We start from the raw sequence: 15190 nt of genomic DNA, 5'->3' as shown, positions 1-15190 counted from the left end.
CTTACCCCCGGTAGCGCTGCTGGTTTTCAAGGAACCACTGCCAGGTACTGGCAAGCCCCGCTTCCAGTGATATCTCGTGATACCAGCCCAACTGATGCAGACGCGTAACGTCGAGCAATTTGCGCGGCGTTCCATCCGGTTTGCTGGCGTCGAACACCACGCGCCCCTTGTAACCCACGACCTGCGCGATGGTTTGCGCCAGTTCGCGGATGGTGCAGTCCACGCCGGTGCCCACGTTGATATGCGACAGCATCGGCTGGGTATATTCCTGCAAGACTTCCTGAGCCAGCTCCATCACGTGGATACTGGCCGCTGCCATATCGTCAACATGCAGAAATTCACGCATTGGCGTCCCGCTTCCCCACACCACCACATCCGGCGTATTGTGCTCGCGAGCGTCATGAAAGCGGCGCAGCAGCGCCGGGATCACATGCGAATTACTCGGGTGGAAGTTGTCATGCGGCCCATACAGATTGGTCGGCATCACCGAGCGATAATCGCGGCCATACTGGCGGTTATACGATTCGCACAGCTTGATCCCGGCAATTTTGGCAATCGCATACGGCTCATTGGTCGGTTCCAGCTGCCCCTGCAACAGCTCGCTTTCGGCTATTGGCTGGGTGGCTTGCTTTGGATAAATACAGGATGATCCGAGGAACAGCAGTTTATTCACGTTATGCAAATGCGCAGCATGAATAATGTTGCTCTCAATCATCATGTTTTCATAAATAAAATCAGCAGGATAAGTATTATTCGCCACGATCCCGCCGACTTTAGCCGCCGCCAGATAAACCTGGTCAATACGTTCAGTGGCAAAGAACGCCTGCACCGCACTTGCGTCCAGCAGGTTAAGTTGGTCGCGGGTACGCAGCACCAGCTCGACATTATCTCGCTGCGACAATTGTCTGACGATGGCGGACCCCACCATCCCGCGATGGCCCGCCACAAAAATACGTTGTGTCTTCATCCTCAGTACTCCAGCGCGATGGCGACCTCGTAACCGTGCGACTTCAGCAGGGAATGCTTCTTCGCTGCTTCAAGATCGTTGGCAACCATTTCCGAGATCATCTGGCGCAACGTGATTTCCGGCTTCCAGCCCAGTTTTTCATGTGCTTTGGCCGGATCGCCCAGCAGCGTTTCCACCTCTGCCGGACGGAAATAGCGCGGATCGACGGCAATCATGACATCCCCAGGTTTTACACCCGGCGCGTCGTGTCCGGTTACGGAAACCACAATGCCTTTCTCATTCACGCCCTCGCCTTCAAAGCGCAATTTAATCCCCAACTGAGCGGCGGCCATTTCCACAAACTGGCGCACGGAATACTGCACGCCGGTGGCAATCACGAAATCTTCCGGCTTGTCCTGCTGCAGCATCATCCACTGCATCCTGACGTAATCTTTGGCATGCCCCCAGTCACGCAGCGAATCCATATTGCCCAGGTACAGGCAAGACTCCAGCCCCTGCGCGATGTTGGCGATCGCACGCGTAATTTTGCGCGTGACAAAGGTTTCCCCGCGGCGCGGAGATTCGTGGTTAAACAGAATGCCGTTACAGGCATACATACCGTAAGATTCGCGGTAGTTGACGGTTATCCAGTAGGCGTACAGCTTGGCAACGGCATACGGCGAGCGCGGGTAGAACGGCGTGCTCTCTTTCTGCGGGATTTCCTGTACCAGACCGTACAGTTCAGAGGTGGAAGCCTGATAAAAACGGGTCTTCTTTTCCAGCCCGAGGAAGCGGATAGCTTCCAGCAAACGCAAGGTGCCGATAGCATCGACATCCGCGGTGTATTCCGGTGAATCAAACGACACCGCGACATGACTCATGGCGCCCAGGTTATAGACCTCATCCGGTTGCACTTCCTGTAAAATACGGGTCAGGTTGGAGGAGTCCGTCAAATCGCCATAGTGCAGATGGAATTTGGGATTGCCCGAATGCGGATCCTGATAGATATGGTCCACACGTTCGGTGTTGAATGATGAAGCGCGGCGCTTAATACCGTGTACTTCATACCCTTTTTCCAGCAGGAACTCTGCCAGGTAAGAACCATCCTGCCCGGTTACGCCAGTGATGAGAGCGACTTTTGACATGTTATTACCTCTTAAATGATCCCCTCAGGGAGTAACTTTCTCGACGCGTTCGCGTGTAACTATTGCGGGATTTCCCCGACAAACGACATTGGCTGGCAGCGATTTAAATACACTGCTGCGTGCTCCGACGACGGTGCCATCGCCAATCGTCACGCCAGGCGCGACAAAGACATCTGTCGCCAGCCAGCATTTATCACCAACTACAATTGGTGTGGCGTTAATATCAAAATGTTGACTGGCATAATCATGACTCCCGGTGCATAAATAACTTTTTTGCGAAATAACCGCGTGCGCACCAATCGTAATATCACCCAGCGTATATAAAACCGCGTCATCACCCACCCAGGAATAATCTCCCAGGGTTAATTTCCACGGATAAGTAATTTTTACTGAAGGTCGAATAACTACGTTTTTTCCTATTTTTGCGCCAAACATTCGCAATAAAAACGCACGCCAGCGATACATTACCTGCGGGGACCAGCGAAATAATGTGGCTTGCACTGCCCACCATAATTGCACTTTAATGGCACCGCCGCCGCGAAAACCTCCCGGCACGTTGAAGCCGCTTAAATCCTGCATAATGTACCCTTACGCTTTTCCATATAAGGTTTTTGTTTTACCAGTTGTGCGCAGACGTAAATATTCTGACAACCCGGTCCAAAAACCTGGCATGTGTAATATCTGGCGCTGTACCTTTTTTGCATCCCGGCACAATTCCAGATTATTCGTCGTTGACACCCCACCCATGGAAAACTCTGACACCAGCCCGCTCAGCTTTTTAAACGCGTAACCTGACTTGTATAATTTGGCTGCCAGCGCGTAATCAGACGATATCTTATATTGCAAATCATAGCGCCAGACATTCAGTCCAGAGAGAGGAAAGAAGATTGCCTGATGGCTGGCGGGAAGGCTGTGATAAATATACCAACCCGGCTTGGCCCGCCGCTTAATTTTGTTACCATTACCGAAATCCAGCAACGCATCGCCAATGACCATCGCTTTATCGCTCTGCGTTTTTAGCTGGCGGATAAAATGAGCCGCATCTGCATGCAGAATATCCCCGGAGTTGAGGAACAGCGCAAACCGCCCGCGCGCCATAGCGATACCTTTGTTCATTGCATCATAGATGCCCTTATCCGGCTCGCTGACAAACCGTAACCGGTGCTCTCCACTGAGCCCTTCAAGAAAGGCCGAGGTACCGTCAGAAGAGCCGCCATCAACAACAATCCACTCAAAACTGATATCACCCGCCTGCGTCAGATGAGCTAACGACGCGTGAGTTTTGACGATCCCTTCCAGATTACGAAAGGCGACGGTAATAATACTGAGCAGCATGCGTTCTACCTCGCTATATTCAGCGCCTTGCGCAAAATAAACGGACATACAATTAAAAATGCGTATTCCGGACTAAATACTGAACCTGTAAAAAACAGCGACAGCGGCGTAAAAAGATAAAGCTGCACCCGATAATTCTGATTATCACCAAACGCATTGATCATCATCTTCATGACTTTCCCCATGTACCACAGGGCTAATATCACCGCGAACCATGAGAAATAAATAATCAGCAGATACAAGCCATTGTCTATCGTTTTACCAACATCTGCACCGTTAAAAATTCCGAATGACGCAACATATTCATAAAGTGAGCCGAATCTCACTACCCCATCAACGTTAAGTAATGAATAACCGACCATTACTAATGGTCCCACGATACGATAATACGATGATGAGCCTTCAGTTCCTAAATCTCCAAGCCGTGTCGCGATGTACGGAAACGCAAATATCACACCAACAACAAACACGCTTAATGAGATTATCGCCAGCGGCAACTTCTTTTTTATCGCATCTTTATTCAGATACTGGAACGCCCACTCCAGGAGGTAAAACAAAATAAATGTCATTACCCCTGAAAACGATCCTGATAATATTATCCCTGCCAGAATCATAGCATCGGACTTAGGCGTTTTGATACCAAACTGTTTGATACTGAGCCAAATTGAGATTAACGCCAGAGCGAAGAATGCCGGTTCGAAATAGAGTGCAGTAGTGCGCTTCCCGCCAAACTTAATAAAGTTCAGAACATAGCTATTACTGTAAATAAGATATTTCGAAATAACTTCCATTAAACTGCTGCCGCCACTAAGAATTATCTGCGCCATTTCCACCGCAGCTAACCCCACCACCAGGCCCACAACCAGCCAGAAAAAACGCAAGATCTTAATGTAGTTATGCGGCGAAATGGTTTTGAAGCGAATACTCCACACCATACCGATAATCACCACGGTATAGACAAACAGCATTGCGGACGTCACGTACTTGCTGGCATCCAGTGATTGTCCGAACAGATAGTTAAACGCCGTCAGTCCGCCCCCCACGCCCAGCGCAATCATTAATTTTTTAATATTGATGCGCTCGACAAACAGCAACAGCAGAACGGGCAAGAACGTGACGATAGTTATCGGGAAGCTCTCGCCAAGCTGGGCGAGTTTGACGTTAACCAGCAGATAAAGCAGCGGTAGCACCAGATAGCTACAGATTCTGATAGAACGAGACATACTCCTCCAGCATCTGTTGCCCACTGTATGCCACCCGGCTGCGCTGGCTGAACGCGGCAAGCGACGTGTCAAATACCGCCTGCGCAATGTCTGATCTTTTCAGTTGCACCAGGTGCAAAACATCCGCTTCGCTGAACGTTTTGCCGCCCGATTTCGCCAGTACTTCCTGCGCGGCATCGCTGTGCGTAGCAATCACCGGTACGCCGATGGAAAGCGCTTCGCACAGAATCAGCGGGTAGTTATCAACGCGCGAGCTGAACACCAGCCCATCCATCTCGTTAAGCACGCTCATCAACGTGCGCTTATCGCTCTCAAACCCGTGATTGATGACGTTATCCCCGACAAACGGAGAAAATTTGCCGAAGGTATGCAGCTCAATTTTGTCTCCGAGCGCAATCATCGCTCGCACCAGTTGCTGACTGGTTTTTCCGTCATAGCGCAGGTCATGGGCCACCACGGCGATTTTCGGTCTGCCGCTTTCCTCATGCTTAACGGGAAGTTCGGCAAGAATGGCTTCCGTTGCCACATCGATGCCGTTGTTAATAATGCGGCAACGACCGGCGCCATACAGACTGTTGAATGCGTCGGCCACATGCTGACTGGGCGAGATGAACTGGCAGCCCAGCGCCAGCATGGCGCGAAACATCTGCCGTTTACCAGGCAACTGTTGATGGGCTTTATCGATTTTTACCGGCGGATAGTTACTGAGCGTTGGACATTTCTGACAGCCCGTTTTCCAGCTTTCGCAGCCATCGGTAAAGGCACAGCGCCCGGTCACGCTCCAGTGATCGTGCAGCGTCCAGACGAAGGTGATATCCGGTTTATGCGCCTTTACTTTTTGGCAAAAGGCGACCACCTCTTCCAGATTCAACCAGTAGCTGTGCAACACATGAAAATGCAGTACCAGCGGGCCGGAAGTGCGGGTTACCGTACGGTACAACTTGTCGAGATTGCCAAACATGTCGCGGTTCGCGAAACGAAACAGCGCAATGTTCGCCGCCGACGTCAGACGCGGCGTATGTTTGATAACCTGCGGGTAATTCGCATGGCTGACGCTTTTCTTACCGCCTTTGCCATAGCCGTAGACAAAACGCGATGACAGCCCTTTTTCCAGCGCCCTCAGATGCAAATCTAACGCCACGCCTGCCGCCCCGCCTTCTGCGAGCCGCACATTAAACTGTAATATCTTCATTTTATTACCTTCACCCGTGCCTTCTCGCCCACGACCAGCGTATTGTCCGGGATGCTATCCACTACGACGCTCCCGGCGCCAATCGTCACGTTATCGCCAATGGCAACGCCGCCAAGCAGAGTGACATTGGCCCCCAGATCAACGCCGTTACCGATGACCGGACAGGACAGATCGTTGCCGCCAAGATTGCCGATGGTGACGCCGTGGCGCAGGGTGAAATCATCCCCCGCCACCACGTGTTTATTGATCACCACCCCATAGCCATGATGGATGGTGAAACGACGACCAATAGATGCAGCGGCCTGGATTTCATAGCCAAACACGCATTCAGTGATAAGGCGATACATCACCAGCACCGGCGCCGCCCACAGGTTGTTCAAGACATTTTTTTTACGCCAGACGGAGCAAAAATGGGCAATCCGATAGGCCACCACCATGCAGCAGGGTCGCAGACTCCAGCCGTTCGCGCGTAAATCTTCCAGCATACTTAGCGTCCTCGCAGTCCGTCGGCCAGGCGCTTACTATTGCGAACAGAAAGCAGCGTCAGCAACGTGCGCCAGTTCATCCGTTTATTGCGGATTTGGTAGAGGGTAAACAGCTGATATTTCTTGCTGGCCCGGTCAAATTTGCCTTTGTGCTTACGGTAGAACTGAAAGTAGCCGGAGAATTTATGCGGGGATGAGGTAATACGCATTTCACCGTGATTCACATGCAGGATCTGCGTTGCCTCTTTTACCTTCCACGGTTTGCCATACGCCACCACCATGCGCAGGAAAATGTCATAATCCTGCGCCGCTTTCAGCGTGGTGTCGAACAGGCATGCTTTAAACCGCCAGGCCCAGGTAAATACCTGATTACCAATAATATTGCGCTTATAAAATTTACGGCGTGAATAAACGGCCTTCGGATAGAGCGGCAAACTGGTCGGCTGCGAATATACTTCGCCTTCACAGACATAGTCATTGGCATACAGAAACGCCCGCGTCACCAGATGATGGCGATAATTGAGAAATACGCTCAGGCGGTTCGGCGTCCATTCATCATCATCATCAATACCCGTAATATATTGCCCACTGGCCTGCATGATGGCCTGATTACGCACCGCACAGGCTCCGGAGTTAGTGGGATTACGCGTATACGACACACGCGGATCGTTGAGCTCTTCAACAAATTGCTGCAGTTGCTCATACGAGGAAGAGCAATCATCCACAATGATCATCTCCCAGTGAGGATAGTCCTGGCGCAGTACCGATTTAATCGCCCGGATGGCCAGTTGCTGACGGTTCCAGGTGGGCATATAAATTGAAATTAGCGGGTTGTCTGTCGTCATTTTCGTTTCCCAGATATCCCCGTCATACTTCGAGTTGCATCTGCGTTGGCTTTCCTGCAACTCGAATTATTTAGGGTATAAATATGTTTTTGTGGGCCGCTATCCGGCAATGTTCGTAACCTATTTCGTATCCGAGGTGTACTCGTATTCGTAGTAACCGTAATCCTGATACCCGCTGGCGCGGCGGAAGATCGAGTTCAGGATCACCCCTTTCACCTGAATGCCGTTTTGCTCAAAGCGACTCAGGCTGGTTTCCACCTCTTTCAGCGTGTTGACCGCGTAACGCGCCACCATCAGCGTGGTTCCAACGTGACGCCCCACGATAGCCGCGTCGGTCACCGCCAGTATTGGCGGGGTATCGATCAGCACCAGGTCATAGTGCGAGCTGGCCCATGCAATCAGTTCGCCAAAGCGTTCACTCATCAGCAGTTCGGAGGGGTTGGGGGGAATTTGTCCGCGAGGGATCAGATCAAAATGTGGAATCGATGTCGGTTTCGCGCTGGATGAGATATCCCCCTTGCCGATGAGGATCTCAGACAGACCGTTAACGTTATTGGTCCCCAGCAGCTCGTGGGTATAGCCTTTGCGCATGTCGCAGTCGATCAACAGCACGCGTTTGTTGGTCTGACTAACGACCGCCGCCAGGTTGGCGCAGACAAACGTTTTACCAATTGACGGGCTGACGCCGGTCAGCATCAAGACGTTGTTGCGCGCCTGCATCATGGCAAAGTGCAGGCTGGTACGCAGGCTGCGGACCGCTTCTATCGCAAGATCCGTCGGATTCCCCACTGCCAGCAACTGGCTTTGCTTGTAGCGTTTCACGCCTTTAATGGTTTGCACGTTATCGCGTGCTTTTTGCCATTCTGATAGCGGAATGCTGGCATACACGCTGATACCATGCTCTTCCAGCGCCTGTGGGCTTTCAATGCCGCGATTAAACAGGGAACGCAACAGTACGCCCACCACTGAAAGCATCAAACCAAGAATGATGCTGCCGAGAATAATCAGCGTCGTTTTCGGCTTCAGCACGCCTGGCTGGGCAATCGCGGGATCGACGATGCGTACATCTCCGACCGTACTGGCCTCGGTAATCTTCAGCTCCTGCTGCTTGTTCAGCAGTTGCATATAGACCTGCTGGCCGGACTCCACGTCACGCGTCAGGCGGACAATTTCCTGCTGCGTTTTCGGCATCGCCGTTACGCGCCCATTCAGCTTGCTTTTCTCATCTTCCAGCGCCTGGCGTTTTTCCAACAAGGTGCGGTACGCAGGGTGCGCTTTGGTGAACAGCTTGGAAATCTCCGCTTCTTTGAAGGTCAGCTCATTAAGCTGCGCATCAATATTCACCATGGAATCCAGCACCGCTTTGGCTTCCAGCGGCAAATCCACGGAGTCTTTGTCCTGACGAAAGGCATTCAGCTTGTTTTCGGCAACGTCCAGCCGGTTACGTACCTCGGGCAACTGCTTTGCCAGAAACGCCAGACTTTTGGCGGCCTCTTCAGATTTACGCTCCACGTTTTGTTGCAGGTAGTTGCGGGTAATACTGTCAAGGATCTGGCGGATTTTCTCGCGGTCTTCGCCGGTAAAGGTCAGGCTCAGTACGCCAGTGTCTTTGCCGGTTTCCGTCACCATCAGGTTATTTTGCAAGGTGTTGATCATGCCCAGCGTGGAGAATTTGCTGACGGTAAATTGGCTCTCAGGGCTGGCATGGATCGCCTCGACCAGCATCGTCACGCCGTCATGTTTCAGCACCTGCCCAACCTGCCCCTGGGCGCTAAAACCTCCGTCACTCACCAGCTGATAACTTTTGTCATTCAGCACGCTTAGCGTGAAGGTCTGTTCATTCATTGCCTTTGGCAGCGTGAAAGTCGTCACGTTAACCGTTTCGTTCTGGCGACCCATCAACCGATCCCAACCCGCGCCAAAAATGGGGAACGTATCTTTGGTAACCGCGATATCCAGGTTGAGATCGTCTACCGTTTTCCCCAATACCAGCCGTGACTGGATGAGCTGAATTTCCGCTTCAGAGGCCGGAGGTTTGTTCGACAACGCCGAGCCAATATCCTGCACCAGTGAATTTCCGGTATTTTGCTCAATTTGCACCAGCGCGTCCGCACTGTAAATGGGAGTGGCAAATAGCGTGTAGACCGCTGCGCATAATGCAAATGCCGCAGTAATACCAAGCACCCACCAGCGGGCTTCCACCACCGTTGCCACCAGACGACCAATATCGATTTCATCATTGCCCGTTACCGGCGCAGCAGACTGTTTTACTTTTTCTGTCATTGTTTTCCCTGCTCTGCGTTCAATGCCTGAGCCCATTGGCGTGCAGACCGTTCAAGTAATGCGTACACCGCGTCAAACGCATCACGACTTTTACGATACGGATCGGGAATTTCGCGCTCGCTGTCCCAGTGACCAAACAGCATCACTTTGCCGCGCATCTCCGGCACCATTTCACACAGGGCAGAGATATGGCGTTTTTCCATGGTCAGGATCAGGTCATACTCCCGGCACATTCGTCCCGAGATCTGCCGGGCACAATGATTTTCCAGTGACAAGTTGTGCGCCTGCGCCACGCTGATGGCGCACGGGTCCGCGCCTTTGCCTACCAACGCCCCGAGACCGGCAGAAGAGACCGTCAGCGCCGGGTGAAATTGCCTTAACAAGCGCTCTGCCGTCGGAGAGCGGCAAATGTTCCCCACACAGACAACTAAGATTTTGTTAAACATGACGATTACCAGTTGTGAAGGTCGCTGGCCGTGTCCGTCATATAGCGAACACCGCTAATAGTCGGCAGCAACTGATTGATCAAACGGTTCCAGCGAGCAACCGGCGCGGTAGTGACGTACACCACATCGTATGGCTGGAGTCGGAATGACGTCGCCATCACCAGCGATGTCGCATCGGACATATCAAGCTGATAGATATTGGCGATCTTGCCGTTGTTCCCGCCCTCGCCTTTCAATGGACGAATAACGAAAATGCCGCTGGCGTTGGAGGTGGTCAGGTCGATACCTTCCGCGTTGCCGAGCGCTTCGGTGAGCGTCATGCCGCTGAAGTCCATTTTGAGGGTGCTCTGTTTTTTCACTTCCCCCATCACGAAGACTTTCAAATCGTCATTACGCGGAACAAACAGGATGTCGCCAGGATAGAGCAGACGGTTCTGGCTCAGGTCGCCATTTTGCATTAGCGCTTGCAGTGAAATACGTTGCTCCTGCCCTTTATGAGTCAGTACAACGTTGCGCCAGTCTGCCGCCTCGGTGAGACCGCCTGCGGCGTTAATGGCATCGAGAACGGTAAGCGGCACGTTGGTGATGGCCTGCTGGCCGGATTTGTTCACCTGCCCGGAGACATAGGCCTTCTGCGAACGGAAAGCGGCGATATTAACGTCCACCTGCGGGTCAGCAATGTACTTCGCTAAGCGCCCGGTAATATCACTACGAATTTCGGCCAACTTTTTCCCTGACACGCTAACTTTGCCGATGTAGGGGTAAAACATGGTGCCATCAGGCTGCACCCAGTTGCCGGCATCACTTGAGCTACGATACTGCCCGGCCGGCGTGGTGAGTTCAGGATGATCCCAGACGGTGACATTCAGGACATCGCCCGGGCCGACCCGGTACTGATACCCGGCAATCTCCTGGTCGAGAGACATATTAGGCTGCGCAACATTTGGTCGGGGACGTAATTGTTCGACCAGTCGTGGGGTGAGTGGATAAACATTCACCATGCGATCGATATCAAAATCAGCGTCCTGCTGTTTAATCACATCTTTGCCCATCGTAGACATATTGCTGCCCGGAAGCACGGTACAACCGTTTATCAAGATTACCGATACCAATACAGGCATCAATTTAAGTTTGGATTTCATCATTGATTATTTATCACTTTGGCAGAGTAATTATCACGTGCGATCTAAATAGCGACTTCGCCTGTACGCATTTACCTTGCCGTTAATTGAAAAGGAATTTAACTGGCATCTATCCTAAAAAAAAATGAATTCATCTGCGGTCTCTTGACAGAATAATTTAGGCTCATCTCAGGCGACCAGACACGCTACCGCCCCTGGCTTATTAGCTACCAATGCACTGATTAATATAAATTTTATCTTCCCCTTTATTTTCATCACATTCATAGCGGGAACGCATCAGGAATAGCGCCGCTGGTTGATAAGGAAATATTTATCTTTTGATTATTACCGGAGGAATTGTTGCAGCTAAGCGAATATCAGGCAAGGTAACAAGTTACCGACAACTTGCTTTTAAGATTAATATTAAGCGTTGAATTTGTATATTTTTAGGATTTTATTGATATTGACAACATTAATATAGAAATATCCCACCTGCGATATTTCTTAAAGAGCTTTGGATTAATAATATTATTTCCTGTAGTTACATTAAGGCTAATATCCCGTACCTGGTTGTAATAGGCTACAGAGAAATCCCTCCTCGCCATTGCATTTTTCGCCAGTTTTACCCATGATCGAATTGTGACAATTGTCATACAACTATGGGTATAGCATTTACTATGGAATGGATTGCCGATCCGTCAATCTGGGCCGGACTCGTCACGCTAATCGTGATCGAACTTGTTCTTGGCATTGATAATCTTGTTTTTATTGCCATCCTCGCGGAGAAACTGCCTCCTGCCCAGCGGGATAAGGCGCGTATTACCGGGCTACTGCTGGCGATGGTCATGCGCCTGCTGCTGTTGGCATCAATATCATGGCTGGTAACGCTGACCACGCCGCTGTTCAGCATTCGCGGCCTGAGCTTCAGCGCGCGCGATCTGATCATGCTGTTCGGCGGTTTCTTCCTGCTGTTTAAAGCCACCATGGAGCTAAACGAACGGCTGGAAGGCAAAGACAGCGAGAACCCGACCCAGCGTAAAGGCGCTAAGTTCTGGGGCGTCGTCGCGCAAATAGTCGTGCTGGACGCTATCTTCTCCCTGGATTCCGTCATTACCGCCGTGGGAATGGTCGATCACCTGGCGGTAATGATGGCTGCGGTGATTATTGCCATCAGCCTGATGGTGCTTGCCAGCAAGTCGCTGACGCGCTTTGTCAACAGCCATCCCACTATCGTCATTCTGTGCCTGAGCTTCTTGCTGATGATTGGTTTCAGTCTGGTCGCCGATGGGTTTGGTTTCCATATTCCGAAAGGTTACCTGTACGCCGCCATCGGCTTCTCGGTCATGATAGAAGCATTGAACCAGTTGGCTATCTTTAACCGTCGTCGCTTCCTGTCAGCCAACCATACCCTGCGCCAGCGCACCGCCGAGGCGGTAATGCGACTGCTGAGCGGGCAAAAAGAAGACGCCGAACTGGATGCCGAAACCGCGGCCATGCTGGCAGACCATCATGAAGGCCAAATTTTTGCCCCTCAGGAACGGCGGATGATTGAACGTGTGCTGAACCTTAACCAGCGTACGGTCAGCAGTATCATGACCTCGCGCCATGATATTGAGCACATCGACCTCAATGCGCCGGAAACAGAAATCCGCGCTTTGCTGGAAAAAAACCAGCATACGCGTCTGGTGGTCACCGGCGAAGATGAGCAGGAAGACTTGCTGGGCGTGGTGCATGTCATCGACCTGTTGCAGCAATCTCTTCGCGGCGAGCCGCTCGACTTACGCGTCTTGATTCGCCAGCCGTTGGTGTTCCCGGAAACTCTACCGCTGCTTCCGGCGCTTGAACAGTTCCGTAACGCCCGGACGCACTTCGCTTTTGTGGCCGATGAATTTGGGTCAGTTGAAGGGATTGTAACGCTCAGTGACGTGATGGAAACCATCGCCGGTAACCTGCCAAATGAGGTAGAGGAGATTGACGCCCGCCATGACATTCAGAAAAACGCGGATGGTTCATGGACCGCAAACGGACACATGCCGCTGGAAGATCTGGTGCAGTACGTGCCTATCCCGTTAGATGATAAGCGTGAATATCACACCATTGCCGGACTGTTAATGGAGTATTTGCAGCGCATCCCGAAAACCGGGGAGGAAGTTCAGGTCGGCGACTATCGACTAAAAACCCTGCAGGTGGAAAATCATCGCGTGCAAAAAGTCCAACTGATACCGCTGCACAGTGAAGAAGAGATGGATTACGAGGTGTAAATCACGAGCCGGAGGCGGCATCAACCGCCATCCGGCAATATGAATCAGAGTTTATCCAGCAACTTTTTAACATCTTTACCGTTGCGGGAGTCTTTATTGCGATCGGCCCAGTCGTTAAGGCGACGTTTCGCTTCATCCTGCAAATGCTTACGCAAAATCTGGTCGACCTGCAGACTGTAGTTTAGCGCCTGCCACTGTCCGTAGACTCTGAGAGGAACCGGGGTAGCCTTCAGGAAGTTAATCAGCTTACTTTCGCCATCCCAGCCGCCCAGCACGCGAATGTTAAACAGCGTGTCGCAATTCAGCTTCACCAGATCCAGCGTTCCCTTGCCGGTCAGCGCCAGCATCGCCGACTCACCCGCCATGTTATCCAGCGTAACCTCGCCGTTATCCAGCGTCATATCGGTTACAAAATGATCCAACCGGGTCACGTTATCCAGGTTTTGCTGAGCTTTAACATCCCCACCGCTACGTTCGACGGCCTGTTGTATCATCTGCTGGAAGTTCATTCCTTCCATTCGCGTATCGCTCATTTCGACATGGGCCTGCCCTTGCCAGCTATGACGAAACGCCTGGGCATCAATATCTGAGCCAGAGAAATCCCCTGCCAGTGACAGCTTACCGGTGAGGGCGATGGGGTAGTCGAAGGCTTTCAGGATAGTACCAATTTCTACGCCTTCCAGGCGCGGATGGAAGACCGCTCGCGGCTGTCCTTTTCTGGCATCCAGCATACCAGGAAGCGACACCAGCCCACCGTCACTTTTCCCCTGCAACTGCGTAACATTCAACAAGCCGAACTGGTTGTCAATTTTTGCCGAGACATTGTCAAACGCCATTTTCCGCCACAGCACTTTGTCAGCTTGCAACGCGATGTCTGCCGAAAATCCCTTCAGTCCCTGATACGAAACGGCATCAACCTGGGAAGCAATGACGGGGCGCGCCAGCGTTGACTGACTCTGACCTTGCTGAACCTCACCGTTCGTCGTCACAGCCTCACGCTGTACGAGCAGATTGTCCAGATTGAGCTGACCAAACTTCAGGTCGACGGCCCATTCTGGTTTATCCAACAATGTCACATAAGCTTGCCCGGCGAGAGAGCTGTCGTTAGCGGTCAAATGAATCTGGCTAAACGCGAGCTGTTTTTTCTCTTCCAGCCACTGCGCCTGAAACTGTCCCTGACCTTTGATCCCCTGCGTCGGTAGATCGGCCCCCTGCAGTTGCCAGCTTAGCTGCTCAATATTCGCGGATAAGTTATGCGGATAGTCGGAGGCATCAACGCTGCCGTTGAAGGATAATGCGAGGTCACGCTGATCGCGGTTAACGCGCCCGGAGAAATCAAACGTGCCGCGGTGCTGATTATCCTGTTCCATGTCCAGACGAATATCGCGAACCGTGATCTGTTCATCGTCTTCATGCTGGAATACCAGAACGCTATCGGCAACACGCAGGCGGGCAATATCAAACGACCATCCTCTGTCTTCAGCCAGGTCGGGCAAGGTATTGTCTTTTGGGGCAACGGGCGCATCTTCGCCGCGCACCGCTTCAGTTTGCGGGGTCAGTTGAATCACCGCGCCTTTGAGCATCACCTGCTTCACACTGAGCTGGTGACTCAACAGCGGCCACAACGCGACGTCAAGACGCATATTGTCGGCACGAATCAGGGGTTCGCTGGCGCCTTCAGCCGTTAACACCATGCGCCCCGAGAGGATACTCAGCTGTGGCCATACGTGCCAACGCAGAGGGCCATCTAACTGCAGCTGATATCCGCTACGCGCAGCAACCTGCTTGACCATATATGCGCGGAAATCATTCGGATTAACCAACAGTACTAACGCAGAAAAACCGGCCACCAGCACGACCAGTAGGATCATCAGCGTCGTCAGAAATCGTCTCATGCTATCCCCAATG

13 protein-coding genes are annotated in these 15190 nt (G+C 51.9%); 1 reads left to right on the top strand and 12 read right to left on the bottom strand.

The features are described 5' to 3' along the window. Position 1: 1 nt before the first annotated feature. From fcl to HV311_RS08730, 11 genes are all read right to left on the bottom strand, one after another. The gene (gene fcl, locus HV311_RS08780) at positions 2 to 967 is read right to left on the bottom strand and encodes a GDP-L-fucose synthase (protein ID WP_016156919.1); all 966 of its coding nucleotides are present in this window, start codon (positions 965 to 967) and stop codon (positions 2 to 4) included. A 2-nt stretch (positions 968 to 969) separates the two neighbouring features. After that, complete coding sequence (gmd, locus tag HV311_RS08775) at positions 970 to 2091, bottom strand: GDP-mannose 4,6-dehydratase (RefSeq protein ID WP_016156920.1); 1122 nt, start codon at positions 2089 to 2091, stop codon at positions 970 to 972. A 24-nt stretch (positions 2092 to 2115) separates the two neighbouring features. Further along, the gene (gene wcaF, locus HV311_RS08770) at positions 2116 to 2670 is read right to left on the bottom strand and encodes a colanic acid biosynthesis acetyltransferase WcaF (protein ID WP_016153587.1); all 555 of its coding nucleotides are present in this window, start codon (positions 2668 to 2670) and stop codon (positions 2116 to 2118) included. A gap of 9 nt (positions 2671 to 2679) precedes the next feature. Continuing rightward, entirely contained in the window at positions 2680 to 3426 is a 747-nt protein-coding gene (gene wcaE / locus HV311_RS08765; RefSeq protein ID WP_049270706.1) for a colanic acid biosynthesis glycosyltransferase WcaE, read from the bottom strand. A gap of 5 nt (positions 3427 to 3431) precedes the next feature. Further along, positions 3432 to 4649, bottom strand: a complete 1218-nt coding sequence (gene wcaD, locus HV311_RS08760) for a colanic acid polymerase WcaD (protein WP_016153589.1) — start codon at positions 4647 to 4649, stop codon at positions 3432 to 3434. After that, positions 4624 to 5841, bottom strand: a complete 1218-nt coding sequence (gene wcaC, locus HV311_RS08755; RefSeq protein ID WP_191220981.1) for a colanic acid biosynthesis glycosyltransferase WcaC — start codon at positions 5839 to 5841, stop codon at positions 4624 to 4626. The genes wcaD and wcaC overlap by 26 nt, the downstream gene beginning before the upstream one ends. Then, positions 5838 to 6326 carry a colanic acid biosynthesis acetyltransferase WcaB gene (wcaB, locus tag HV311_RS08750; RefSeq protein ID WP_191220980.1) on the bottom strand — a complete coding sequence of 163 codons (489 nt, stop codon included), beginning with the start codon at positions 6324 to 6326 and terminating at the stop codon, positions 5838 to 5840. The genes wcaC and wcaB overlap by 4 nt, the downstream gene beginning before the upstream one ends. Before the next feature lie 2 nt (positions 6327 to 6328). Continuing rightward, positions 6329 to 7171, bottom strand: coding sequence for a colanic acid biosynthesis glycosyltransferase WcaA (gene wcaA / locus HV311_RS08745; RefSeq protein WP_016153592.1), 843 nt, complete (start codon positions 7169 to 7171; stop codon positions 6329 to 6331). A gap of 120 nt (positions 7172 to 7291) precedes the next feature. Further along, positions 7292 to 9454 carry a tyrosine-protein kinase Wzc gene (wzc, locus tag HV311_RS08740; RefSeq protein WP_191220979.1) on the bottom strand — a complete coding sequence of 721 codons (2163 nt, stop codon included), beginning with the start codon at positions 9452 to 9454 and terminating at the stop codon, positions 7292 to 7294. After that, positions 9451 to 9900, bottom strand: coding sequence for a low molecular weight protein-tyrosine-phosphatase Wzb (wzb, locus tag HV311_RS08735; RefSeq protein ID WP_016156925.1), 450 nt, complete (start codon positions 9898 to 9900; stop codon positions 9451 to 9453). The genes wzc and wzb overlap by 4 nt, the downstream gene beginning before the upstream one ends. A gap of 5 nt (positions 9901 to 9905) precedes the next feature. Then, a complete protein-coding gene (locus HV311_RS08730; RefSeq protein ID WP_191220978.1) occupies positions 9906 to 11045 on the bottom strand; it encodes a polysaccharide export protein in 1140 nt (379 codons plus the stop codon). Between the two features lie 653 nt (positions 11046 to 11698). Here HV311_RS08730 and HV311_RS08725 point away from each other — a divergent pair. Then, positions 11699 to 13282 carry a TerC family protein gene (locus HV311_RS08725; RefSeq protein WP_019077138.1) on the top strand — a complete coding sequence of 528 codons (1584 nt, stop codon included), beginning with the start codon at positions 11699 to 11701 and terminating at the stop codon, positions 13280 to 13282. A gap of 44 nt (positions 13283 to 13326) precedes the next feature. Here the strand turns inward: HV311_RS08725 and asmA are convergent, their stop codons facing one another. Beyond that, complete coding sequence (gene asmA / locus HV311_RS08720; RefSeq protein ID WP_191220977.1) at positions 13327 to 15177, bottom strand: outer membrane assembly protein AsmA; 1851 nt, start codon at positions 15175 to 15177, stop codon at positions 13327 to 13329. Between the last annotated feature and the right edge of the window lie 13 nt (positions 15178 to 15190).

The organism is Citrobacter sp. RHBSTW-00881, assembly GCF_013728515.1.
GTDB lineage: Bacteria > Pseudomonadota > Gammaproteobacteria > Enterobacterales > Enterobacteriaceae > Citrobacter > Citrobacter braakii.
The sequence above is the reverse complement of the archived record's forward strand: the minus strand, read 5'-3'. Positions and strand labels throughout refer to the sequence as shown.